The sequence below is a fragment of the Glaciecola sp. HA4-3 genome, from assembly GCF_055693685.1.
On record NZ_CM146340.1, the window covers coordinates 968,688 to 991,970 of the forward strand.

20 protein-coding genes, 1 tRNA gene and 5 pseudogenes are annotated in these 23,283 nt (G+C 41.4%); 8 read left to right on the forward strand and 18 right to left on the reverse strand.

Annotation, left to right across the window (positions count from 1 at the left end; translation table 11 throughout):
- Nucleotides 1-109 precede the first annotated feature (109 nt).
- Nucleotides 110-631, forward strand: a complete 522-nt coding sequence (locus ACZ1G6_RS04595; protein WP_472618269.1) for a prepilin-type N-terminal cleavage/methylation domain-containing protein — start codon at nucleotides 110-112, stop codon at nucleotides 629-631.
- Between the two features lie 308 nt (nucleotides 632-939).
- On the opposite strand, the gene ACZ1G6_RS04600 is transcribed toward ACZ1G6_RS04595, so the two are convergent.
- From ACZ1G6_RS04600 to tnpA, 4 genes are all read right to left on the reverse strand, one after another.
- Nucleotides 940-1,152, reverse strand: coding sequence for a hypothetical protein (locus ACZ1G6_RS04600; protein WP_472618270.1), 213 nt, complete (start codon nucleotides 1,150-1,152; stop codon nucleotides 940-942).
- Between the two features lie 219 nt (nucleotides 1,153-1,371).
- Nucleotides 1,372-2,916, reverse strand: coding sequence for an IS66 family transposase (tnpC, locus tag ACZ1G6_RS04605; RefSeq protein WP_472617506.1), 1,545 nt, complete (start codon nucleotides 2,914-2,916; stop codon nucleotides 1,372-1,374).
- A gap of 87 nt (nucleotides 2,917-3,003) precedes the next feature.
- On the reverse strand, nucleotides 3,004-3,354 hold the full coding sequence (gene tnpB / locus ACZ1G6_RS04610) for an IS66 family insertion sequence element accessory protein TnpB (RefSeq protein WP_472617505.1): 351 nt from the start codon (nucleotides 3,352-3,354) through the stop codon (nucleotides 3,004-3,006).
- Entirely contained in the window at nucleotides 3,351-3,665 is a 315-nt protein-coding gene (gene tnpA, locus ACZ1G6_RS04615) for an IS66 family insertion sequence element accessory protein TnpA (RefSeq protein WP_472617504.1), read from the reverse strand. The genes tnpB and tnpA overlap by 4 nt, the downstream gene beginning before the upstream one ends.
- 10 nt (nucleotides 3,666-3,675) lie before the next feature.
- Here tnpA and ACZ1G6_RS04620 point away from each other — a divergent pair, with 10 nt between their 5' ends.
- Nucleotides 3,676-3,834 (forward strand): hypothetical protein, encoded by a 159-nt coding sequence (locus tag ACZ1G6_RS04620; protein ID WP_472618271.1) that lies wholly within the window; start codon nucleotides 3,676-3,678, stop codon nucleotides 3,832-3,834.
- Between the two features lie 155 nt (nucleotides 3,835-3,989).
- Here ACZ1G6_RS04620 and ACZ1G6_RS04625 read toward each other — a convergent pair whose 3' ends face one another.
- The 10 genes and pseudogenes from ACZ1G6_RS04625 to ACZ1G6_RS04670 form a co-directional block, all read right to left on the reverse strand.
- Nucleotides 3,990-6,602, reverse strand: a complete 2,613-nt coding sequence (locus ACZ1G6_RS04625) for an Ig-like domain-containing protein (protein ID WP_472618272.1) — start codon at nucleotides 6,600-6,602, stop codon at nucleotides 3,990-3,992.
- Nucleotides 6,603-6,670: 68 nt separating this feature from the next.
- Nucleotides 6,671-7,411, reverse strand: a complete 741-nt coding sequence (locus tag ACZ1G6_RS04630; protein WP_472618273.1) for a hypothetical protein — start codon at nucleotides 7,409-7,411, stop codon at nucleotides 6,671-6,673.
- Between the two features lie 49 nt (nucleotides 7,412-7,460).
- Nucleotides 7,461-9,020 carry a hypothetical protein gene (locus tag ACZ1G6_RS04635; RefSeq protein ID WP_472618274.1) on the reverse strand — a complete coding sequence of 520 codons (1,560 nt, stop codon included), beginning with the start codon at nucleotides 9,018-9,020 and terminating at the stop codon, nucleotides 7,461-7,463.
- A 452-nt stretch (nucleotides 9,021-9,472) separates the two neighbouring features.
- Nucleotides 9,473-9,994 (reverse strand): prepilin-type N-terminal cleavage/methylation domain-containing protein, encoded by a 522-nt coding sequence (locus ACZ1G6_RS04640; RefSeq protein ID WP_472618275.1) that lies wholly within the window; start codon nucleotides 9,992-9,994, stop codon nucleotides 9,473-9,475.
- Nucleotides 9,995-10,347: 353 nt separating this feature from the next.
- Nucleotides 10,348-10,716 (reverse strand): hypothetical protein, encoded by a 369-nt coding sequence (locus ACZ1G6_RS04645; protein WP_472618276.1) that lies wholly within the window; start codon nucleotides 10,714-10,716, stop codon nucleotides 10,348-10,350.
- Nucleotides 10,717-10,983: 267 nt separating this feature from the next.
- Nucleotides 10,984-11,094 (reverse strand): annotated as a pseudogene (locus tag ACZ1G6_RS04650) (DUF3010 family protein); the annotation flags it as partial.
- A gap of 228 nt (nucleotides 11,095-11,322) precedes the next feature.
- Nucleotides 11,323-12,841 (reverse strand): annotated as a pseudogene (locus tag ACZ1G6_RS04655) (transposase).
- 345 nt (nucleotides 12,842-13,186) lie between these two features.
- Nucleotides 13,187-14,722: an ISNCY family transposase gene (locus ACZ1G6_RS04660; protein WP_472618277.1), complete on the reverse strand. Its 1,536-nt coding sequence runs from the start codon at nucleotides 14,720-14,722 to the stop codon at nucleotides 13,187-13,189.
- A gap of 210 nt (nucleotides 14,723-14,932) precedes the next feature.
- Nucleotides 14,933-15,196, reverse strand: a pseudogene (locus tag ACZ1G6_RS04665) (transposase); the annotation flags it as partial.
- Between the two features lie 197 nt (nucleotides 15,197-15,393).
- Nucleotides 15,394-15,469: transfer RNA gene (locus ACZ1G6_RS04670), tRNA-Arg, on the reverse strand.
- Nucleotides 15,470-15,791: 322 nt separating this feature from the next.
- Between ACZ1G6_RS04670 and ACZ1G6_RS04675 the strand changes: the two genes are divergently transcribed.
- Nucleotides 15,792-16,676: a DNA ligase gene (locus ACZ1G6_RS04675; protein ID WP_472618278.1), complete on the forward strand. Its 885-nt coding sequence runs from the start codon at nucleotides 15,792-15,794 to the stop codon at nucleotides 16,674-16,676.
- Here the strand turns inward: ACZ1G6_RS04675 and ACZ1G6_RS04680 are convergent, their stop codons facing one another.
- Entirely contained in the window at nucleotides 16,677-17,843 is a 1,167-nt protein-coding gene (locus tag ACZ1G6_RS04680) for a flagellar assembly protein T N-terminal domain-containing protein (protein ID WP_472618279.1), read from the reverse strand.
- A gap of 222 nt (nucleotides 17,844-18,065) precedes the next feature.
- Here ACZ1G6_RS04680 and ACZ1G6_RS04685 point away from each other — a divergent pair, with 222 nt between their 5' ends.
- The gene (locus ACZ1G6_RS04685) at nucleotides 18,066-18,605 is read left to right on the forward strand and encodes an LPP20 family lipoprotein (protein WP_472618280.1); all 540 of its coding nucleotides are present in this window, start codon (nucleotides 18,066-18,068) and stop codon (nucleotides 18,603-18,605) included.
- Between the two features lie 77 nt (nucleotides 18,606-18,682).
- On the opposite strand, the gene flgN is transcribed toward ACZ1G6_RS04685, so the two are convergent.
- The 3 genes from flgN to flgA form a co-directional block, all read right to left on the reverse strand.
- Nucleotides 18,683-19,114, reverse strand: a complete 432-nt coding sequence (gene flgN, locus ACZ1G6_RS04690; protein ID WP_472618281.1) for a flagellar export chaperone FlgN — start codon at nucleotides 19,112-19,114, stop codon at nucleotides 18,683-18,685.
- A 6-nt stretch (nucleotides 19,115-19,120) separates the two neighbouring features.
- Nucleotides 19,121-19,459, reverse strand: coding sequence for a flagellar biosynthesis anti-sigma factor FlgM (gene flgM, locus ACZ1G6_RS04695; protein WP_472618282.1), 339 nt, complete (start codon nucleotides 19,457-19,459; stop codon nucleotides 19,121-19,123).
- A 161-nt stretch (nucleotides 19,460-19,620) separates the two neighbouring features.
- Nucleotides 19,621-20,340 (reverse strand): flagellar basal body P-ring formation chaperone FlgA, encoded by a 720-nt coding sequence (gene flgA, locus ACZ1G6_RS04700; protein ID WP_472618283.1) that lies wholly within the window; start codon nucleotides 20,338-20,340, stop codon nucleotides 19,621-19,623.
- A gap of 151 nt (nucleotides 20,341-20,491) precedes the next feature.
- Between flgA and ACZ1G6_RS04705 the strand changes: the two genes are divergently transcribed.
- From ACZ1G6_RS04705 to flgC, 4 genes and pseudogenes are all read left to right on the forward strand, one after another.
- Nucleotides 20,492-21,427 carry a chemotaxis protein CheV gene (locus tag ACZ1G6_RS04705; protein ID WP_472618284.1) on the forward strand — a complete coding sequence of 312 codons (936 nt, stop codon included), beginning with the start codon at nucleotides 20,492-20,494 and terminating at the stop codon, nucleotides 21,425-21,427.
- The gene (locus ACZ1G6_RS04710) at nucleotides 21,428-22,273 is read left to right on the forward strand and encodes a CheR family methyltransferase (RefSeq protein ID WP_472618285.1); all 846 of its coding nucleotides are present in this window, start codon (nucleotides 21,428-21,430) and stop codon (nucleotides 22,271-22,273) included.
- 158 nt (nucleotides 22,274-22,431) lie between these two features.
- Nucleotides 22,432-22,840: pseudogene (gene flgB, locus ACZ1G6_RS04715) on the forward strand (flagellar basal body rod protein FlgB).
- Between the two features lie 2 nt (nucleotides 22,841-22,842).
- Nucleotides 22,843-23,266: pseudogene (gene flgC, locus ACZ1G6_RS04720) on the forward strand (flagellar basal body rod protein FlgC).
- Nucleotides 23,267-23,283: the final 17 nt, after the last annotated feature.

Here is a 23,283-nt window from a genome sequence, read left to right on the forward strand (position 1 = left end):
TGCTCCAAACTCGGAATTTACATAAACATACATAGGTATGTTCTGTATTAATCAATTGATGGTTACCAGGTGGTAACATTCAAACGTCATTGATAAATGTCGGGTACCAATGAAACAAGTCAAGCTTAACCGTACAAGGGGCTTCACCCTGATTGAGATTATTATTGTAATTGTACTTCTTGGTATACTATCAGTGACGGCTGCCCCAAGATTTATTAATGTTTCCGATAATGCAAACGTATCTGTTGTCGAGGCGGTAGGCGGAGCGTTTGAGTCCGCTATTAAGCTAGCACACTACAAATGGCAATCGACAGGTGGTTCAGGCCCAATAGATAATTTGGACGTTTATGGAACGGGTGAAAATACGCTAGATATCAATGTAAACGGATGGCCTGCTCAATCTTTTGTCCCTTTCGAATCAAATCCTCAATTAAATAACACTAATGACTGTATCAGTGTTTGGGAGGCAGTTTTAGACGATAACTCTCCTACGGTTAGCACTTCTACTAGTACGGATTTTCAAGTCACCTATTCAAGTAATACTTGCACATACGTAATGGTTGACCAACCCGAACTATCTATATTTTATGACTCAAACACAGGTGAAGTTACAATAGATCGTACGATTTAGGAATGGAATTTGTTGCTAAAAGAACTGACTAATTGGCCGGCCCTGAGGGACTCGAACCCCCATTTGAACCTTAGGAGTTCATAACCTTCTAGATGGTGAGTAAAGTTCTTAATCGGGCTTCTTCTGCATCCCCTGACTTTACTGGCGTGGAGAAGATATCAAATCATTTAACGATTAATAACGATTAAGTTACTCAAGATTTGGTCACAATTTTGGGCACAAATTGTCACAAAACTTTTGGGTTAAATTCACCCACTCAATAGGTTTGTTAATGCCCCAGCGGGTTAAACTCCCCCAGTATCGACAGTTTAATGATGTTTCTGTGGGTGATTCTCACCCACAGAAACATCCAAACAAAGTGCATAAACTGATTCAACGTTGGATTGCCTAACGTACTCCTTAATGTAGAATAAATCATTGCGGTCGTCCCAAGTTGAAGGATCGAGCAAAGCAAGCTCTTTGCTGTATAGATAGTCTATTAAATATGGGATTTCGGTGTATCTGCGAAGTAAAGTTTCCATCAGAATCTCGAGTTTAGGAGGGGACATAACGCAATACTAACGAACCATCTTGCGAAGCTCTGTTTAGTATTTTGTCATACAATTGTTTAATAAGCATCAATAATGAATCGCTCCATTGATGCCACTCCTCCGCTGCGTCTTAACCATGCATAAAGAGGTACTCGTCCTAAATATAGGCTTGTTGCATTAAATTTTGTATCGTTACACTGTAACCGTCGCCTAAAGACCGTCACCTAACTTCACATTCCAAGGCAGTAATTGCTCGATGTTAGGCTCAGGTTGCGTAAAGGCTTCGAGTAAATGGGTGATATAATCGTAAGGCACAAGCCCATTGGCTTTTGCGCTCTCTACCATTGAATAAAGTATCGCACTGGCCTTAGCACCCTTTGCAGTTTGTGAGAACAGCCATGCCTTCCTGCCATTCACGAAGGGTTTTATTGAGCGCTCTGCGCGATTATTGTCTATGCTGAGCCGTCCATCTAATGTATAACGTTCAAGCTTTTCCCATTGATTTAGACAGTATTGAATGGCATCACTTAGGTCGGTTAGCCCTAACACTTGGCTTTTGGATTGAATGAGCCACGTTTTAAATTCATCAAGCAATGGCAGGCTTTGCTCTTGGCGAATGCGGTAACGCTCATCGATAGTTTTATCTTTAATGAGGGTTTCTACTCGATATAGCTTTTTAATGTGGTTAATGGCCCAATTGATTTTGCCACTTTTGTTCTTGCCCATGGCTTTTTGCGCATCAGTGAACTTGCGCCTAGCATGTGCCCAGCAGCCAACAATGGTCGCTTGTGTTTTATGATAGCTAGGGTAGCCGTCGGCATGCATGTAACCATTGTAACCGTCTAAGTAGTCCACTATCACTTGGCCGCCTCGGCCACTGTTATAATCAAACAGCACGATATTGGGAATATCGCTGTCCACTATTCTACCGGCAGGCGAATCTGCCCCGCAGCCATATAACCACATGTAGGATTTTGCCTTATTGTCGCCCACGACTTTCACGGTAGTGTCATCACTAAAGATGACCGGTTGCTCCAGTAATATTTGCCGCATCATGTCGTATAAGATTTCGAAGATATTGCCACTTTTTATCATCCACTTTGACATGGTTTGCCGACACAGCTCAATGCCGTATTGCGCAAACATGCTCTCTAACCGATAAAGCGGCAAGCCATATTGATATTTGCTGGTAATGATTTGGGATATTAAGCTAGGCGTGGCGTAGCCCTTGGGAATAATGCTTGGCGGCACAGGGGTTTGTTTAATACGATTGTGAGTCCCTTGCTGCTCGCAGGCTTTGCAAGCATATTTCGGTCTCACATTCACAATCACTTTTATTTGGGCGGGGATAAACTCAATCTTCTCGTTCGTGTCTTCGCCAATTTGATGCAGCGGATGCTCACAGCAGTCGCAGAACTTATCTTCATCGGCGATATCATGGATAACGCGCTCACGAGGAATATCATCGGCTATCTTCTCAGCCCGCTTTTTACGGCGAGTGTAAGTGATAGTTTCGCTAGCATCGGCCTCAGCTTTGTCTGCTTGCTCAACAATCTCTTCCGCTTCGTTAAATAGCTCACCTTGCCCACCGAATGTATCACTGCTTTTGCCAAAGCGTTTTTGCTGGGCTAAGCGAAACATCTCGGTTAAACGCTGGTTCTTCGCGTTTAATGCTTGGTTTTGCTCGCGCAACTTAAGCACCATCTCTTGCAAGGCGGCAACGTCAGTCGGCAGTGTGCTCTGGGCTTTTTTCATGCCCTATATTTTACCTCAATGCTCTCCTAAATAGCTGATTTTATGTAGATTAAATCGTGATCAATAAGTTGTTTTTATGATCATACGTTATAAGCCCATGGACGTGTAATGAAGCGTGCTGTGCCCAATAACATCATAGCCACCTAACAGCCAAGTGAGCTGTTGTTCGCTTAATCTGAGGTGACTCATGTCGCTTAATTTAGGCCACTTAAATCGATTTTTTTGCAGCACTTTATACCACATGGCAAAGCCCGTTTTATCCCAATAGACGATTTTGAGTTTGTCTTGTTTTTTATTGCAAAAGATAAACATTGCATCGTCAAATGGAGACAACTCAAGCTCACATTCGATGATCACTAACAGGCCGTTGATGCTTTTGCGGAAATCCACGAAACGGGTGTGCAGATAAATATCGTTAGGCTCGACAAACATCTTCATGAGGCAAGGCCTTTAATGACATCCGTTAACCACTCTGGCTCTGGCGAATGCAGCACGTTAATCACCACACCTTGATAGTGCAGACTTAGTTGCGGCGAGAGTGCAGTCAACTCTGTCTTATCTTTACTCACTTTTACCCATGCCTTAGGATTGGGTTTGGGCCACGGCTTTAAGATGTCGCTTTTTCTGGCGTAAAACGTTTGCAGATGGATTTTATGCTTGGCGCAATATTCAGGTGCTGTTAAGCCACTGGCCTTTTGGGCTTCTAACGTAGCTTTCCATTCTTCTTTGGTTCGGCGTTTTCTGGGCATAGTGTCCTCGATGAGTTATCAAAGAGAACATTATGCGATGCTAAATCACTTGGCAGTAGACGGGGGTTGGGCTACGGTTACCGCCATTCGATTATGTAATGCACTTGCTAGCGCAAATCGCCACTCAAGACAAAGACGTCGAGCAACTGCTACCATGGCGGTTTGTTAAAGACTAGATGGGATTACGAGACTCTCACACTCAAAATCGACACTAATTGACTAGAAATGCTGAGCCGAGCTGCCCTGAAACCGCAAACAATATCGGCAATATATAAGACAACTCAAGACCCTTTTTCGAATGTTATCGAACAAAAAGCACTTTGATTAAACCCTCCTCAAAAAAGGAGTAGACCTCCTCAGTAGCATCATACTGAGCAAGAATAAGAATACTGCTAATGACAATGATCCTCCACTAGCTCCTTCCGATGTCTGATTATTGCCTGAATTGTTGGCTCGAGGATTAACCGTTATTGTGATCGTCGCTTCACTCTCACTTCCTGCACTATCAGCAATTGTGTATTTTATAGATTCAGTACCATTAAAGCTCGAACTAGGAGTATAACTAATTCGATCACCATTTACCGATACAACCCCTGAACCATCATAGATAATGCTTGAAATGGTCAAAGTGTCTCCATCAATATCTTCGTCATTAACCAATACATCTATAGAAACTGCATTTGCTCCTTGCATGACTGTTAAACTATCATCTCTGGCGGTAGGAACATCATTAATAGGGTTTATGTTCACAGTAAAAACAAAATTATTGCTGAAAGATTCTCCATCGTTGACGCGTAAATTTACATTAAGCTCACCATTAAAATTTTCCGTTGGTGTAATACTAGCGCCATCAAATGTGTAGTCACGGCCTTGCTCAATAACAAGAGACATCTCTGCTGGGTTGCTATCATCATCAAGCACATTTAAATACGACATTAAAATAGCCAAACTTGTGTCTTCGTCCATGCTTAGACTATTTTGTCCCAAAATAACTGGCGGGTCATTGACAGCACTAACGTTGACATCGAATACAAATAAGCCACTACTGGATTCACCATCATAGACGCGTAAATTCACCTTAAGTAATCCATTAAAGTTACTTACTGGTGTGATATTCGTGCCATCAGTGGTGTAGTTATTGCCTTGACTGATAATAACTGTAAGTTCATCTTGAGTATTATCGTTGTCAAACACACGTAAATCCGACACAGAAATAGAAGCACTCGTATCTTCGTTCATACTAAAACTATTTTGTCCCAAGATAACTGGCGGGGCATTGATAGCATTAACGTTGACATCGAATACAAATGGGTTACTACTAGATTCACCATCATAGACGCTTAAATTCACCTTAAGTAATCCATTAAAATCGCTTACAGGTGTGATATTCATGCCATCGGTGGTGTAGTTGTTTCCCTGACCGATAATCACTGTTAGTTCATCTTGGGTGTTATCGATGTCAAGCACATGTAAATCCGTCACAGAAATTGATGCGCTAGTACCTTCATTCATGCTAAAGCTATTTTGTTCCACAATAACCGGTGGATCATTCACAGCATCGACATTGACGATTAACACAAACGGCTCACTGACCGCTTCACCATCATTGACATTGATATTGACGTTTAGCAAACCATTAAAGTTGTTTGTGGGTGAGATGTTCACGCCATCAGTGGTGTAGTTATTGCCTTGACTGATAATAACTGTAAGTTCATCTTGGGAATTATCTTCATCGATTACATTCACATCCGACACATCAACAGGTGCAATTGTGTCTTCGTTAATACTCAAATAATTTTGTCCCACAATGACCGGTGCATCATTCACGGCATTCACATCGACGATAAACACAAACGGCTCACTGGTGGCTTCACCATCATTGACATTGATATTGACGCTAAGCGCACCATTAAAGTCGACTGTGGGCGTTATAGTATTGCCATCAAATGTATAGTTTTCACCATGCGTGACAATAAGAGTCAACTGGTCTTGAGGGGTATCTTCATCAACTACATTCACATCGGACACACTAATCGATGCACTTGTATCTTCATTTATACTAAAATTATTTTGTCCCACAATGACCGGTGGATCATTCACGGCAGTCACATTAACGTTCAACTCAAAAGTATTACTATCTAACTCACCATCATTCACTTGAACTGGCACTTCTAAAGTACCAAAAAAATCCTCTATCGGAGTTATTGTTGTACCATTTACTGTAAAGTTAGCACCGGCGAGCACCCTTAATGTAAAGTCATTTGGAAAATTACTATCATCATCGGTCACGGCAATGTCATTCAGCGATAAGGTCAAAGACTCATCTTCTGTTACAACTAATTGATTAATTTGCTCTGTGATGACCGGCATCACATTTTCAAAAGCGGCTAAAAGCCATTCATCGATTGGCTGATTAACTGCAATGGTTGTAGTGTCTGGACTTGCTACTAACCAGTTTGCGGGAATATTCCCATTGACAAATGGCCTAGGTTGCATGGGTTGACGGCGCGGATCTTGAGCAGCGTTTAGTCCATCCGAATGTGGTTCTAATGCATTTATTGCTAATCCCTGAAAGCTATCTGCACTGTGGCAAGCGAGACAGAATTGGTTAGTGGATGAATCTGGGCGTGGTGCATTGTGATACAGTGGACCTTCCGGGAACAAGACAGATTCACGAATGCTAGTGACAGACGTCGGAATATTCCCCAAGTGCGCTGCATAATCTCTCGTATAGTCATGGTGAACGGCATAGCGTTGATAAGCCGTCTCACCAGCGCCTGTCAACAATGAACTAATGGCATCGTGTGATGACCGAGGATACGAATTAGCTAAATTGCGTAAGCGTGTAGGAACGTCTTCATCATCGATGTTAAAGCCAACTAATGTGCCGTTAGCTAGGTTAGCCACTACTTCGGGATCAAAAGTTTGTGCAAACACACGGAACTCATCTACCCAACCACGAAAGCCATCAGATGAAGCTCCTATATTTAGTGTACCGTATTCTTCTAACTGGAATAGCGAGGTCGTACCACCCTGCCATAGGTGTCCAATAAGAAACCATTAATATAAAGCTGAACTCGGTTACCACCGTTATACACTTGTAAAGCGACATGTCCCCATCCCCGTAGAGGTAATTCGATACCCATAGGTAAGGATACTGTATGAACATTATTGTCCTTGAAGTAGATAACTTCATCGCGACCGCGTAAGCGCAATTCGCTGCCATCGGGAAAAGATAAAACGGTGCGGGTATTATCATCATCAAACCTACTGTCTAGGTAGATACCGTAGTACCAATCACTCGCACTTAATGACTGAGGCTGACCGCCAGGAATGACATAGCTGATACCTTCATCACCGTCCAGCCATAAACCCTTTCCAACGATCCCCCCTAAAGCCACAGGTTCGACACGAATATTATTATTAGCACCAAATGTCGTTGCGTTGCGTGGGATAGCCCATCGTGTAGGTAGTGCAGTACCTGAGTTTTCGAATATTACGCGAGTTGGATCTAGAGCACCATTAGCCCCGCCAAAATAACCGTCATGATACAACATATCCTGATTTGGGCTTACCTCAAAAACAGCCTCACCTGTTGGTTCATTGGCTGCAAAATAAGAAGTAGCTGCATTCATATGACTCACAATAAAGCTATCAAGATTTAGGTAATCATCGAATGCAAATTCGTCAGTCGCTGTACCACTGCTAATAAACCACACAACATCTCTTGGGGTTACGGGTTTCACATTTGGGTCGTAATTGAAGATTTGTTCCATCGATTCAAAAAACGTTGTGTTACCTTAGTGCGCCCCAAGGATGAGTATATCGGTCATTATCTCTACCTGCAGCAATACGTATGTTTCCACTTTCGCTCGCACCGCCAGTGCCTGTGCCGTCTTCATAGAGGTCAATCAACATATGTGCCGAATCACGCACATGTAAACCAAAATCAATGTTGTTCACCATATTGTCAATGGTCACAATTTTGCCTTGAGTCCACAAGCCAACTACGACACTGCCTTTCGTATCGGTTGAGTGATCGATATTGCTGACGCTGTGATCAAAAATACCAGTAAAGTCTGATACTCCTGGCACGTTAGTAACTGGATAGCGAGTAGAGCTATTATCGCTGTTGTTAGAGCGTAATCTTTCACCAAGCGTAGTGTAGACGATATTGTCGCCTTGACGGTCTATCCACGGATAGGTCGCCTTAGTGTCGTTACCATGAGGTATTATGTCACCGAACGCATCTCGCATTGGGTAAACAGCAAAACCATATTTATGCGTAACACCATCATCGAGTTTTAAATTAGGATCGATATGCGCATAGGTGATTGGATGCACTTCTTCAAATAAAGGCTGTTCATTAGGATGACTAGAACGGGATATCGCTTCAGAGTGACTACGATAAGAGTACACAGTATTTTGATATGACGTTAACGATGTGTCTTGATGATTAAAATCACGTGTATCAATACGCATAACCAACAATTGCTTATCCTCAGTTAGTCTTGGTTCAAATACTTGTGACGCAGCAAAAGGAGTGCCTATTTGGGGTGAACCTCTAAAAACTCGAGTAATTCTAGCGTTTGATGTTTTAGGAGCAGTCACTTCTATCGTAACTGGAGTATAGAAAGGTACCTTGTGATCATTATCATTGTAATTTGCAAAAGTAAGTACAATCATATCGTAATAGTCACGATCGGTGACTTGACCTTCTACCCACTCGTATGGGTGGTTGGGATCACCAGCATACGGATTAGACTTCGGTGAGTTCGGGTCGTCGTAAAAAGTTAAATGGGTGACCGCGTTACCAATAACACCAGGAATTTCTGTGTCAATGTAGTCATTACGGCCTCCAATGCTCATTGAGCCACCTTCGTCAAAGTTACCCATTGGGCCACGAGGAGAAATCAACGCTGCTCTTTCAAGTTCACCTAAATCGTGAAAGTGACTATTGAGAGATTCAGGCCTCAACAAGAAAACGCGCGTTTCAGTATTCGTGAAACGCTTAGGTGGCATTGCAAGACGTCCATCATCCGATGTGTGCATGGCCGGTATGTAGGGTGCTGTGAAATTACCTTCGTAAGTGGCATTAGCTCTGTCAGCTACCGAGAAATGTCTGGCCCCTTCTACGGTATGAACGGGGCGATTGATTGATGGTATTTCCGGTTCTTGTGAATAGGCAGGAGAAACGCCTCCCAAAAATATTATATACAACGCACAAACTTTGACGAGTAAATGGTTTTTAAAAAACTTTTTAAACCGTCTGTTGTTCCTTCTGTCGTTTCCTGATTTAAAACCATACTTGTTTTGGACTTTTTGTTTACCCGAAACATCGATTATTCCTAACATACAAGTTTTCCTTATAATACAGCAGACTCATACCAAATAACTAAGAACTAGAATGTTATCGCATAAACAATGGCAAGCCAATAAATATAAAGTTATGTAAAATCATTAATACGTATTAGAAACGAGAGTACTGTTCCTCATTTACCCAAAGGAGAGCTAAATCAGAGTTAACTGCTCTGCACGAACCAAAGACTAGTCTGGTTGTGGCAGGTCTCGCTTGTTTTGTTAATGACACGTAAACTGAGAGGTTCTATTACTCGTGATGTAAAAGTTATATATGAGTCGCTAATTGAATGGATAGAAGCCTCTTCTAATCCTCGGAAAATATCGTAAAGTAGCGAGAAATCCTTCGCAATAACACCTAAATGTTCTACAGAGTTATCGATGATATGTTTACGAGATGCGTATTTTTCTATTAGGTAAATAAAGCAGGATTGCTTAAAGCCAATCTATCAACATTCGGAAGTATCGGAAAAAATAGTAGGTGATTCACCGTTTTCGGGGTTGATATAATATACAATGCACAAATCCGAAATAGAATAACCGTTGGGCACGACAACGGACACTCGACCACCGATGTTATTTACACCATTAACGTCGGGCTGATTGCCTCTGCCGCACCAATCTCTTTGACAGACTGTTGAGTTGTCCGGTAAAAAAGGCGCATTATCAAGATTTAGAAGATAACGGACAGTATATCCCCATTGGGCTTCGGGATAGCCATAAACAATATTTACGTTTTGACCGCCTATATCAATCGCCGTGAATGCTTGTCTATCAAGTCCTTGTGCTCTGGCTTTCATATTCACCAATTTCACAGAAGACTTTAACGCTCCTTCCATTGTTTCAACTGTTGCTATCACTGCATCCGTCCTTAAATCAATAAATCGAGGCGCAACCGTCACTGCTAAGATCCCAAGAATCACGATGACAATAATTAGTTCTACGAGGGTGAACCCTTTTGCGTACTTCATACTTTTCGACCTTGCAAATGAACCTTCAACGCGTCAATAACCTCAATCGTTTTTCATCATAATCTGGTTGTTGCAATTTTAGGTATGCGTTTAGATTACTTTGTATAAAAATTCTTAATTTTTAACAACTTAATGAGTTCTGAAATTTCGGTGAAAAAATAAAATTCCTCTCACATCATGTCAGTTTACGAAAGGTATGCTTTAAACGAACCGTCACGTTCTTTGGAAAACGAAATCTCAGAGAAATGAATTGCTTTAAACCATGAAATGTTATGGGTCCAACTTAAAAATCACAACTGCACCACTAAACAGCTATCAAACAGAATTGTTACCAAACAGAATTGTTACGTGTCTTAAGTTTTTCTGTGCTCTAAAGGGAGATATGATTCACGAATTTTGATTTCTCCACAGGCTTTTGATAAAGACACGCTTTTTGGCTTGGTGGCATTCTCAAGCATAGCTATCAATGTTAGTTGACACAGCAAAGTCGAAATGATACCAACAACAATAGCCGTGCGGTGCGCAAAAATTGTTGCAGTTATAATTACACAGATACCAAGAATGGAGGCAATCACGACGAGTTTCACCACATCAGTAGTTATATAACCAAACTCAAAAAGCCCAAAAAGAAACAGCGTAGCCACACTGAAAAATAAGGCGCTCAAAACACCGATAATCCGAAGCACTATTTTAGTTTTCAATTGATGAATACCCGTGTTCATAGGTACATAGACTCTCTAAGATATCGTTCTATGTGCTCGTTCAATGTAACCTTACCCTATCGCAATTTGCTCAAATTCGTCTTATTTCTCGCAATTATAACACCCAGTGATCATAAGGTTCTGAGTTTTTTTACGGATCCTTCATTTACGCAGACACGTTATCTAAAATTTTGAAGCTGATTATATTTTGTCACTGTCTGGACCAGTTTACTCTATCGTCACGCTTCCGCTATACACGAGGACGAGCGAGTATAAGTAAAACAAACACTATTTACTACCCTTCATGAGCCCGCCACCTGAAAACTTACCTGAAAGGGGCCGTTCTTTAATGACTAACATATTGACTTTGTAATCAGCCATCAACTTGACGAAGCTGCTTTGAAAATATTGAGTATAAGTAAAACAAACACTATTTACTACCCTTCATGACAGCTGGCTCTGGGGCTTGTTTCATGCGTTACAGATTCAAAAACAGCCGGCATTTACCGAGTAAGTGTAGTCAAGATAATAAAATAGGCTGGCCATTAGGATCGAAAACTTATTTGTGATGCAAGGAAGGTAGTGCCTCAACAAGTTAATGTTCAAGCTATGTTGATGGTGGGGCGATTAAGCTCCAAAGTCAAAATCGCGCTGAATGACGAAATCATCAAGCAGCGTTGGTTGCACTGAATCATTTTGTGGTGGTGCTCTGCTTGAGTTGGCGGTAATCGGTGAATCTTGTTTATCCAAATGCGTTAATATCTTTTGGATGACGGCAGGCCTGAGCGGTCACCGGCTGTAATGCATGCGATTATTTTTACATTCGTCTTTTTGCACGCTTCGCAAACGGTAATATCGATATAGAAAACTCGCTTTCACGCGCCGGCTACGGGCTTTGTGCCGGTAACCGGATGACCACGACATACTGCGGGCATGGTATGGTTTATCTGAATCTTTCAAACGCTCAACTAAACGAGGACTATTCTTGCCGCGTTGTGAAGCAGTCACTTCGGCTCGTACATTAGCATTGGGGCAAATACCCCATAAAACCTTGTGAGGTTTAGTCTAGGAGGCGGGACGAGTGCCGCGAGCTTGGCAATAAAGTCTAGCGGCTCGAAGAACACATGTGTAGTACCGTCATTGTATGGGGTCTTGAGTTCATATCTGATGTTGCCAGTAAAGGTTAGGCTTAAGCGTTTTTCACTCAACGCTGGTCTTGAGATGTATCTACAAAGACACTCTAGTTTATCGCCTTGAAAGGTATCGGCGAAAACCCCCGCATGTAGGCTAAATCCAGCTATCTTCGCCAGTTGACCATAGTTTTCCAAATCTCTGGCAGGCATTGCTTGTAAGCTGAATACTTTTTTACCTGCATCTGAGCCTACTGCTATCCGGTAGCTGACTGATTAATCCCGAATGGGCTGCTTGAAGTGGTAGTAAGCTATCTTCATCATCCATCGGCAATTCTAGATAGGTATTCTCTGTATCGCGTTGGATGAGACCTGTTTTTTCTGGAAATGAATATTGAGATTGAGTGCACTACCAAAGCGCTGAATGTAAGTCACCGCACCTGTGTTAGCCTGCTTTTTTAAACAGCCTGCTCGGTGGATAATATCTGTCGCAATAGCGCGATGAATGATTTGCATAACTTTGCTAAGCTCTTTTGGATACCGAGCGAGTAATAAACGCGGAGGGATGGGTAAACTCAACACCCATTGACGAACTGGGTAGCCCTGTAGCACATCATCAACAAGTAATTTTGCACTTTCAGCCATGCGTCTTGCACCGCAACTCGGGCACAAAATCGTTGGGAACGATTTTGAACAACCGAAGGTTGGCCCGAAGGGTGTAGGACAGGACGTCCGGAGTAAAATCCCCTACGTTTACAACTAAACACGACTAGCTTTTCGTGTTTGCAATCGTCACAGACTACACGAAGAAATCCATTTTCAAGACGACCACACTTAAGAAACTCTTCAAACTCTTTTTCCACATGCCGAGGTAGTGACTTTCCTTGATGCGAAATGTGCTCTATAAAGTCTGGGTAGTATTGCTCAACCAATTGATAAAGCAATGTATGCTCTGGTCGGTGACGTTTATAGGTATAAGAGTGATTCTCTAGCAATGGCGTCCTTGCCAATAATATTTTTGTTTATTGTGCTGGTAGTGTTAACGTTCAGCTACTGGATTTAGTATTTGAATTTGAATACCGTTCAGCTTCCGCAATGCGAACAAAGCGGTAGCTTAGTTTATCGTTTCTGCTTCATCTCTTTTTTCCTACATGTCGAGCCAAGTCGAAACTTTCGATCAAACGTGCCCGATCAGATATGAGCTACTAAAGTTTAGGATGTTAACACCAAGGGACTTTGTCGTGCTTTAATTACCAAGCGATTCTGTCGTAATCGCTAATTACCAAGGGATTATGTCGGTCTAATTACCGAGCGACTTTGTCGTAACAAGCATATCAGCCAGTTGATAAACTGGCTATAGTTTATGCCGATTCTTGGATGAGCTGTGATCTTTTGACCCTCAGAGCTGTGGTATTCATATCATTTCTTAACCACATGCTGCGCACGCCATTTGGGCTAACATCAATGCCTAATGCTCCAGTTAGCTTCATCGCAACCTTCTGCTGACCCAGGTGAGGATGCTCAATAGAGAACTCGATTACTGCTTTCTCGATTACTGCTTTCTCGATTTCCATATCTAAACAGTTTTTGTGCCGTATGTTAGGCGTCTCTTGACGTTTTAAGGCATCAGGCCCGCCTTGCTTAACGAGTTTTAAATGACGGTAGATGGTGTCCCGCGACACGCCACTTTGTCGCGATGCTTTAGAGACGTTACCGAGCTTCTCGACCAAGGCGAGCACCTCTAATTTCTTTTGGATCTCTAAATCTTCACTTGCCATCTTACTAGGCTCATTAACTTCAGATATAGCCAATTTTCTCCCAGCGAAGTGCGCTGTGAAGCCTTTTGTGCTGGTGTTTCTAATTTCGATTTTCTGATTCGCAATGGAATGTTTAAGTGGCGAATCAATCAAATAGAACTTATTGCCATAACTAAAGGTGTGATCATTGCGGATTTTGCGATGGTCTTTGATCACGCAGATATCATCAAGGTTAATGTGTTTTGATAGCGGAGTAAATTCAGGTGTTTGTTTTGATTTAACTTGGACTTTCGATTGCCAGAACTGCGGAATAAACACATGTTTGAGATAGGCGTTGGCGGCAGCAATATCGTTGATATTATTTAGCCTAAGCTCAGGCACTAAGCGGTCTTGGAAGGTGTCGAAGGCGCGTTCAACGCGGCCTTCACCTTGCGGTGAATTAGCAAAGATAATTTCAACGCCCAGCTCTTCGCAAGCTCGCTGCATTTGGGAGAAAGTACAACGCTTAGGCCCACCGAAGATACCGGCCCTGTCCACATAAAGCGTTTTGAATACACCTTTCGTTTCGATACAGTCTCGCATCGCTTTTAAGCAACCCATGGTAGTTTCAGAGGGAAAGAACTCCGCGTAGACTTCACTGGTGGCATCATCAATCATCGCGATTAAGCAGTGCTTCTTATTCCCAAACCAGCGATGCGGGCTACCGTCCATTTGCATCATTAAGCCTGGAGCTTCCATACGCTCCCTGCGTTTACAAGCGACACCACGTCGACGTTTAGCGCGCTTCACATGATGAATGTCATGTGCCCAACCACGCAGTGTCTCTCGCTTCACGACAATATGTTCATCGGTTTCTAGCTTTTCAGCAAGATGGAGCAAATTCAAATCAAAATATTTTTCTTTGATTAAGGCCTGCACGGCTTTTTTAATTAAAACAGGTGTTTTATTGGGTGGCGACTTTCCACAATTGCCATGAACAATAAATTGAATACCGACTTGCTGATATCGTTTCACATAGCGTTCAATGGAGCGGCGAGACTTACTGAGTAACTTAGCGGCGTTGGCAGTTGTTATTCTGCCTTCGACGACTTTAGCAATAATATCAACGGTGAGTTGAGCTTTAGAATCCATCACGATCATCCTCAACATGCCTCAAATATTCAAAAAAAAGAACATTACCAGACATGTAAAAAAGTGACCGACAGTTTCCCTTGGTAATTAGCGATTACGACAGAATCGCTTGGTAATTAAAGCACGACAAAGTCCCTTGGTGTTAACAACATTAGGTATAAAAATCTCGCTTTCGTCAACTAATTTAGGCTGGTAGTAATAAGTGCACTGGCTTTATAGCTTTTTTTCAACAATGTCCTTCAGCGCCATGTTCTGCAAGCTGACATCAGCAAACATCTTCTTTAGCTTCGCGTTCTCAGCCTCAAGCTCACGCATTTTGGTTAAGTCGGACGCTTCCATGCCACCATACTTAGATTTCCAGTTATAGTAAGTGCTTTGACCCACGCCATGCAATCGGCATAAATCAGGAACTGTCATCGCCCCAGACTCACCTTCTTTCAAAATACTGATTATCTGACTTTCGCTAAATCGTGTTTTTTTCATCTTCGGTCTCCATTAGGTTTACTGTAAATGGAAAACTCTATCTTAGCTATTCTGATTTAAGGGGAGGGTTACAATTTTAGTTCGGCGCCGAGAGTTTAATTTTTGAAAGCTTTTCTTATTATGGTCACAAGACGGTCACGAGCCAGAAAGAAACGTCAAAACGGTCACAAAATCTCAAGTCGAAACCGCATAAAAAATGGCCACCCCTACAGGACTTGAACCTGTATCAAAGACTTAGGAGGGATCCGTTCTATCCTGTTGAACTAAGGGCCGAAAATCGTTTTGAATGATTGTGTTACATTAGTTTGCGTCAAAATTTCTGCTAATTCAAGTTAATCGTAAGTCCTTGTTTTCTGGTAAACATCAACTTACCTGCAAACTTGATAACACTAATGTAATTACCTGTACAATGTATTTGAATCCTGTCTATGCTGTTGAGCGCTATAGCTGTTTTAAATTATTATGAATGTGGTGACGCTGTTTAATAGTCTGTCCTTAATTTACGATGTTTCTGGGTGACTTTTAAAAGCGTGTTACGTTAATAAAAGAACAAATAATCAGCATGTTGATTAATAATGATCACAAGGAGTGTGACATGATGCATCATTTAAAACGGTTGCTTGTGTTAGCGGTAATATTTGGATTTCCATATTGTGCTATTGCTCATCAAGACGAAAGTAAACACAAAGAACTCCAGGTCCAATTAGCATCGCTTTATCAAGGACAAAATCCAAGCGAATACTTAGTGAGTGAAAAGTATGATGGTATCCGAGCAATATGGATAAATGGGCAATTGCAAACACGCCAAGGTAAGCCAATACACGCGCCACAATGGTTTACGCGGGGTTTTCCAAATGTATGGCTAGACGGGGAGCTTTGGTATGGGCATCAAAAATTTGAATATGTGTTATCGACCGTCAGTAAAGTCAAACCCAAGGATGAGCAATGGAGGAATATAGTCTATAAAGTGTTTGATGCTCCGGATGAACATGCGGACTTTGAAACTCGGGTTGAACGTTACAAAACACTTATTAAGCAAACAGATATCCCATATCTTCATGCGGTAGAGCAGTTGTCTATCCGCACAAAAGACGAACTTTTTGCACAATTGCAACGCAGTGTTTCAAATGGGGCTGAAGGGTTAATGCTTCACAAGAAAAGTGCAAAATTTCAGTCTGGGCGTAACCTTAATTTGCTCAAGCTAAAGCCATATATGGACGCAGAAGCGATTGTTATTGCTCAACACAAAGGCAAGGGAAAATATAAGAATAAAATGGGATCTTTACAGGTTTTGCATACCAATAAAAATGGTAAATTTGTTACGTTTAAGATAGGCAGCGGTTTCACCGATGCCCAAAGGGAAAAACCACCAAGCTTATATTCAATAGTAACGTTTAAATATCACGGATACACACATCATGGTGTTCCTAAATTTACACGTTATTTGCGACAATATACGCCTATTTATACCTCACCCTAATTATTGGCGAGCTACAAAGTCATTTGCTTGCACGCTATTGCCTAACAGTGAGCCATCTACTGGAGCGACGGTGGCTGTTGTATCATAAACGTTGCGAACAATCAGTGTGGTAGGGTGTAGCATAAATTGTTGATAAGACTGACCAAAGGGGTCGATAACTTCTTTGATATTAAACAGGGTTAATTGATCACCATTTTTGACATTATGTGAGCTTCCCAAATTAATTTGTAGTTGATTATTTGCCACAGCTAATACTCTGCCCATAGTCGGTTCACACACCGCAAACTCTTCTAAGTCAGTAATGGCTTTTTGCATAAGTCGTTGTGCATTTTTCCCATACTGACTGCGCCAAAAGCTTTCACTTTTGACGTCAACTGATTCGTGATATTCGTATTCCCAAGGCGTTACACTAGTGTACGATTGTGTATATACATTTTCGCCGTTAGCACCATTTAGTAACTCAATGGTGAAATCAAAACTGCGAACGCTTTGCGCTTTTTTAAAAGGGTTAAATCCTTTGGATGTAAAGCGCTCAACGCTAATATCGTCAATAACGACACTTAACACATATTGAGTATCTGTTTTTCGAGCTAAAAATTGTGCTTGCTCATGAATTGCCGCTTGTTGCCATTTAAATACATATGGCTCTATATCGCTAATATGCATGCTTGAACTTATTTGTTTCATGATGTCGCTAAATTTTAACGCGCTTGCATGCCCAAAGGATTGAATTTGCCCATCTGATGCTTGCGCGGGAAAACGAATTGGAAAATAAGTGCTTGATAGCCGTTTGGTATAATCTGCTGCACTGCATTTGGCATCTTGGGCAAAAATATCAGCTCTGATTTGGACAGTAACAATGCCGTCTTGATATACTTCATCAATCAATTCGATTGTATTTACTTCTCCTGTTGCCCTAATTTCTAAATGATCATCCATTAATAGACCGTTAGTCATTTGTTGCACGCTTTTAACGGACGCGCCGGCAAACAGCAGGGCTTGCTTAATCGCTTCTTCGGTAGCTTGCTCTCTTGCGGCTTGTTGATCGCCATTAATGACGACTGCTTGACCTGTCGCAGAAAACCAAGCCGCCATGCTCGGATTTGCGTAGAGCACAAATAAAACAAACACCAGTAACAGTGATTTAAATTGGGCGAAAAAGCGCATATTAGCTCCTAATAAGCAGCAACAAAAAGTGATGGCAGCTTTTTGTTTAAAATCAAATTTAATCTTATCCATTCTTATCCGTTTTAATTCAATATTTATGCCAAACTACCTTTAAGTGCATTGTTTATGTATATAACAAACAGCAAAACGGCATGGGCTTTGCTAATGATTTTTATATAGTAAAACATGAGAGCACCATTGTGTCTTGAGGAAATAAATACCATGTCAACCAACGCTAAAGAAACTAAGCAAGAAAGGCCCAATAGGGTAGAGCATTTATCTTTATTAGGTGTCCCTAAAAACATCTTACTAAAAGCGACATTTGTTGCGCTTAGTTTAAGTTTGGTAGGGTGTGATAGCTTGTATACCAAACATGTTGAATGGGAAACTATTGAGCCTGAGAGTTATCCGGTTTTACATGCAGTAGGATATGCGCCAATAGATGCGCAACTTGCCCAAGATGATTCGTCAAAACGCTTAATGGCAATAAAAGCGTCAAAATTGGATGCATACCGAGAACTAGCTGAACAAGTATATGGTCAAAAAATTGATGGTGAACAACAATTAGCGAATTTAATTCTAACAGACAATCAACTAAGAACATCTGTAGAAGGTGTTATAAGAGGCGCTCGTGTCGTTAAATCGTATGCAGTTGGTGATGACACTTATGCAACAGAGCTAGAACTTGATATGCAGAAGGTTCATGACTTATATTTGTCTATTGCCAAGCCCAAGCGAATTCGCAAAGTCAGTTATTATTAATCGCTGTGGCCTTATGTGATGCACAAAAAAAGGTGTTCTTAAGAACACCTTTTTTGTTGGGTAATTTGGGATTATTGCTAGGCGCTTACGCCCTTTGAAGAGCCGTCACCTGTTGGGCGACCAGAGCGGTCATAAGTCATTGACTCTTTGGCTCTAAGTTCCATCATTAGGTTTCGTAGGTGAACTAGCCTCAATTGGCCTTGCTCAACAGATTTAGCGTTTATCTGCGTTAAGTATTTGCATTCAAACAGTACGTTTTTGCACTTTTGTAATAATGCTTCACATGCTTCGGGTACACCAGAAGACGCATCTGCACGTTTGTACAAGGTATCAACAGCAGAGTCTTGCGATTCGATACTATCTAATATCGTTTGTTTGTCGTGTAGAAGCTGCATGAGTTTCTCTGGCTCTCTTGAAGAAATCAGATGTAACTCTTGTTCAAGCAGGGATTTCAACTGTGTGAGTTGGTCAAGCTGCTTTGAAATGGCATTTTCTAAACTATTAGACATGTGCTGTTACGCCTTAACACCTAAAATTTGAGATTCAAGAACAGCGATCTTCTTAGCAAGCATTTCAGGATTCACTTTATACTCACCGTCAGCAATTGCTTTTTTAAGTCGCTCTACTTTCTCTTGGTTCACCGGAGCGTCTGCGCCTTTTTTCTGGACATTTGCTAACTGCTGAGCAGATTGCGTTAATGAAACAGAATCTTGACGAGCAGGTGCGCCTGCTTGACTCGCTACATTGGCTTGTTGTGCCGATGCGCCAGACTGCGATTGCACTTGTTGTTGCTGAGCCGATTTGCTCGCGTCAATTGGTGCTTTATTTGCGTTGTTTATGTTGTTAATAGCCATAAATTCCTACCACTAAAATTACCTCTAAATCATGTATCGACCAAATATCATCTTTCTTTAGGTCTATATGACAATATTTTGTCATTGATTTGTATATCAAACGATTTTGCCCTTGATGTTTCATTGTGAAGCAACGTTCATACCAAAAACGTTGCAAACGTCTATATTTTAATTTGCACCTCTGAAGTGCTGTGGACTTGTGCGTATATTCTTTTATCGGACGACAAGTTTCTCACTTGAATTGTATCGCCTAACACGCCATCCTCTTCAGCCACGCCATATACTTTCAGCGAAAGACCAGCACTTACCGCCGCAATGGTTACTCTATCACCTTTACAAATATAGCATAGCATGGCGTTATTGATTATGCCTCCTGCTCGCATACGTCGCTTAAGTCTGGCGCCGGTGACTTCTTCAATCAACATAAAGGTACTACCTCGTAAACGGCTCTTATCTACTTCTATAATTGAAACATTACTTTTGTTAAGTAAAGTACCGGGACTTAAGTTTTCATTAACCACAACGACTTGCTGAATCACAGAGACACTAGCATGGGTAAACAAATACCATGAAGTATCTGGACAACTTACTTTAACGGTAAGATTGCTTTGTTTAGTGTTAAGACCATTTGCCTCATATAAATAAGGGCTAGGGCAGGCTTCGATGTGTATTCTTGTATCTATATCCCTTACATTTATTCTGACCTCATCATCGCTTGTGAAGGATAGTTGCTCGAACAAATATGCTTGTACCTCGTTTTGTATTTCTTGGGCGCTAGGATTCATTAAAGCGAGCGCGGGAAAATTTGGAAAACTAATCATAAAACATACTAAGGCTAAGCAAGTTTTAGCCGATACTAACTTATATTCATGGATACGCATCACGTCACACCTTTGAGTTATTTATAACGGTGGTGATTAACAAGCATTGTCATCATGCAGTGTCATTAGTTTGGCACTAGTGACCGATGAGCGCGTCAGGTTAATCAGATGAGTGTGTATACGCAACTATCATGCCTAATTGGGGGTTTATATGTCAGGTATTTTAGATTCAGTCAATCAACGTACGCAGTTGGTCGGTCAAAACCGTTTAGAGCTATTGCTGTTTAGACTGAATTCGCGTCAGCGTTTCGGTATTAACGTATTTAAAGTACGAGAGGTACTGCAGTGTCCGCCTCTTACGTCGATTCCGAAACTAAATGCTTTAGTCCGAGGAGTTGCACATATACGTGGGCAAACTATATCTGTTATTGATTTGTCAATGGCTACAGGCGGAACGCCGATTGAAGATGTATCGTCAGGCTTTATTATCATTGCTGAATACAATAGAAGTGTACAAGGCTTTTTAGTCGGTTCTGTAGAAAGAATTATCAATACCAACTGGGACGCTATTATGCCTCCTCCGAAGGGAGCGGGAAAAGCGAGTTATTTAACTGCGGTCACAGAAGTTGAAGATGAGCTCATCGAAATTTTGGATGTAGAAAAAATATTAAACGAGATATCTCCACTTAATACAGATGTTAGTAAAGAAATCACTGACAATGTTGATATTGGTGGGAATGAAGAAAAAATTATCTTCATTGCAGATGATTCTGCAGTGGCTCGAAATCAGGTTAAAAAAGCGTTATCAACCCTTGGACTTGAGATTGAAATGGCCAAAAATGGATTAGAGGCGCTTAATCGCTTAAAAGAAATTGCGGCTGAAACGGGTGATGTAACTGATCGCGTAGGACTGATTGTATCTGATATCGAAATGCCTGAAATGGATGGATATACCTTAACCGCAGAAATCAAAAACACCCCAGAGCTTGCTCGTTTGCAGGTGATTTTGCATACATCATTAAGTGGTGTGTTCAATCAGGCAATGGTATCAAAAGTAGGCGCAGATGATTTTATTGCTAAATTTCACCCCGATGAATTAGCTGGCGCAGTACAAAAATGGTTACTTACTGATTTAGCCGATAAATAGATGCAGTCTACTAGTCACTATGTATTAAGCGAAGGCATGTATCATCGCTTTTCAGCCTTTCTAGAGTCAAAGGTCGGCATTGTTTTAGGTAACAGTCGTCAATATTTGGTCAAAAGTCGATTGTCGAGTATTTCTCGAGACAACAATTATGAAATATTTGATACCTTTGTTGAGTACATTATTAGCCAGAAAGACAAAGCACTGACTAAACAGTGTCTTGAATTAATGACGACCAACGAAACATTTTGGTTTAGAGATGAATATCCATTTACTTTACTTCACTCCACTATATTGCCACAGCTAGATAAAGAGCTTAAAGGTAAAAAACTTAGGATATGGTCTAGCGCCTGCGCTTCAGGTCAGGAAGCCTATTCGATCGCAATGTCGATATCAGACTATATGGAACATCATAAAGGGGCATTTGCTGCAGGTGTTGAAGTTGTGGCGACTGACTACTCATCAAAAATGTTAGCCCAAGCACAAAAGTCAGAGTATGACGAGCTTGCATTGTCACGCGGATTGTCAAGCGCCAAGCGACAAAAGTATTTCGAACCTTGCGGCAAAAACAAAATGAGAGTGAAACAAGCTATTAGTTCAATGGTCACCTTCAAGCCAATAAACTTAATCAGTGATAGTTTCCGTTTTGGCGAGTTTAGCATTATATTTTGTAGAAATGTTTTGATTTACTTTGACGGCAAACAAAAATCTGATGTGCTAACAAAAATTGCCGCTTGCCTCCCTAAAGGCGGTCATTTATTTTTAGGAGCTGCTGAATCAATCAGCGGTGTTGAAGCACAATTTAATATGCATACAAAAGACCGAGGTCTTTATTATACAAGGCGCTAGCTTGCGTTTTCCTCAAGCCTAAACTTCTTCTTTAGCTTTAATTTACTCGTTACAATTTTCTTGGCATAGCATTTGCTCTATATCCAGCACATGGCAATTAAACCTGTTTGTTTGCCGGATTTTGTGATCACCAGAATCAAAAAGAGAGTGAAAAGCGCATGGCTATAAGTTTAGACAGATTGATGAATGTTCATTACGACGCATTAAAAGTACGTGGACAACGAATGGAAGTAATTGCAGGTAATCTCGCAAATGCGAATACGCCTTAGTTACAAAGCAAGAGATATCGATTTTCAAAAGGCGATGCAGTCGGCGCAATCGGGCTCATCTGGCGGTTCTTCTTTGATGCGCACCCATGACAACCATATGAAAGGTCAATCTAACATGCGAGCTGAAACAGAATTTAGAATACCTAATCAACCAGATACAGGTGATGGTAATACGGTTGATGCGCAAGTTGAACGAAATGCGTTTTTGGATACAGGCATGCGATATGAGGCAGGATTAATGCTGCTAAACGATAAATTTAAGGGAATGAAAAAAGCCCTTAGCAGCGGAGGACAATAGTTATGAGCTTATTTAATATCATGAATATTTCAAGCACTGGCATGTCAGCTGAAACGGTTCGATTAAACACAACCGCGAGTAATATAGCTAATGCTAATACGGTCGGCAGTAGCTATGGCGAGACCTATAAAGCACGACACCCTGTATTTGCAGCTGCATTAGACAAAGCATCTAACGACCGCACTGATGGCGTTGGCGTCAACGTTCTTGGCGTGGTAGAGAGCACAAAACCGCTGCAAATTGAATATGCGCCAAGGTAATCCTATGGCAGATGAAAATGGCTACATATATAAGCCAAACGTCAATATCGTTGAAGAAATGGCAAATATGCTATCTGCTTCTAAGGGCTACGAAACAAACGTACAAGTAGCTGACACCACCAAAAGAATTTTCAGAAGAGTGATGCAACTAGGTCAAGGCCAATAGGCTCGGGTTTAAGTTGA

Excerpts from the sequence above, each read along its gene's own strand:
- ACZ1G6_RS04635 (WP_472618274.1), bottom strand. The coding sequence starts at position 9,020 with ATGTTAGGAATAATCGATGTTTCGGGTAAACAAAAAGTCCAAAACAAG.
- ACZ1G6_RS04660 (WP_472618277.1), bottom strand. The coding sequence starts at position 14,722 with ATGATCGTGATGGATTCTAAAGCTCAACTCACCGTTGATATTATTGCT.
- ACZ1G6_RS04685 (WP_472618280.1), top strand. The coding sequence starts at position 18,066 with ATGTCAACCAACGCTAAAGAAACTAAGCAAGAAAGGCCCAATAGGGTA.
- tnpB (WP_472617505.1), bottom strand. The coding sequence starts at position 3,354 with ATGAAGATGTTTGTCGAGCCTAACGATATTTATCTGCACACCCGTTTC.
- tnpA (WP_472617504.1), bottom strand. The coding sequence starts at position 3,665 with ATGCCCAGAAAACGCCGAACCAAAGAAGAATGGAAAGCTACGTTAGAA.
- ACZ1G6_RS04675 (WP_472618278.1), top strand. The coding sequence starts at position 15,792 with ATGATGCATCATTTAAAACGGTTGCTTGTGTTAGCGGTAATATTTGGA.
- ACZ1G6_RS04600 (WP_472618270.1), bottom strand. The coding sequence starts at position 1,152 with ATGGAAACTTTACTTCGCAGATACACCGAAATCCCATATTTAATAGAC.
- ACZ1G6_RS04595 (WP_472618269.1), top strand. The coding sequence starts at position 110 with ATGAAACAAGTCAAGCTTAACCGTACAAGGGGCTTCACCCTGATTGAG.
- ACZ1G6_RS04710 (WP_472618285.1), top strand. The coding sequence starts at position 21,428 with ATGCAGTCTACTAGTCACTATGTATTAAGCGAAGGCATGTATCATCGC.
- tnpC (WP_472617506.1), bottom strand. The coding sequence starts at position 2,916 with ATGAAAAAAGCCCAGAGCACACTGCCGACTGACGTTGCCGCCTTGCAA.
- ACZ1G6_RS04640 (WP_472618275.1), bottom strand. The coding sequence starts at position 9,994 with ATGAAGTACGCAAAAGGGTTCACCCTCGTAGAACTAATTATTGTCATC.
- ACZ1G6_RS04680 (WP_472618279.1), bottom strand. The coding sequence starts at position 17,843 with ATGCGCTTTTTCGCCCAATTTAAATCACTGTTACTGGTGTTTGTTTTA.
- flgA (WP_472618283.1), bottom strand. The coding sequence starts at position 20,340 with ATGCGTATCCATGAATATAAGTTAGTATCGGCTAAAACTTGCTTAGCC.
- flgN (WP_472618281.1), bottom strand. The coding sequence starts at position 19,114 with ATGTCTAATAGTTTAGAAAATGCCATTTCAAAGCAGCTTGACCAACTC.
- ACZ1G6_RS04620 (WP_472618271.1), top strand. The coding sequence starts at position 3,676 with ATGAGTTATCAAAGAGAACATTATGCGATGCTAAATCACTTGGCAGTA.
- ACZ1G6_RS04705 (WP_472618284.1), top strand. The coding sequence starts at position 20,492 with ATGTCAGGTATTTTAGATTCAGTCAATCAACGTACGCAGTTGGTCGGT.
- flgM (WP_472618282.1), bottom strand. The coding sequence starts at position 19,459 with ATGGCTATTAACAACATAAACAACGCAAATAAAGCACCAATTGACGCG.
- ACZ1G6_RS04645 (WP_472618276.1), bottom strand. The coding sequence starts at position 10,716 with ATGAACACGGGTATTCATCAATTGAAAACTAAAATAGTGCTTCGGATT.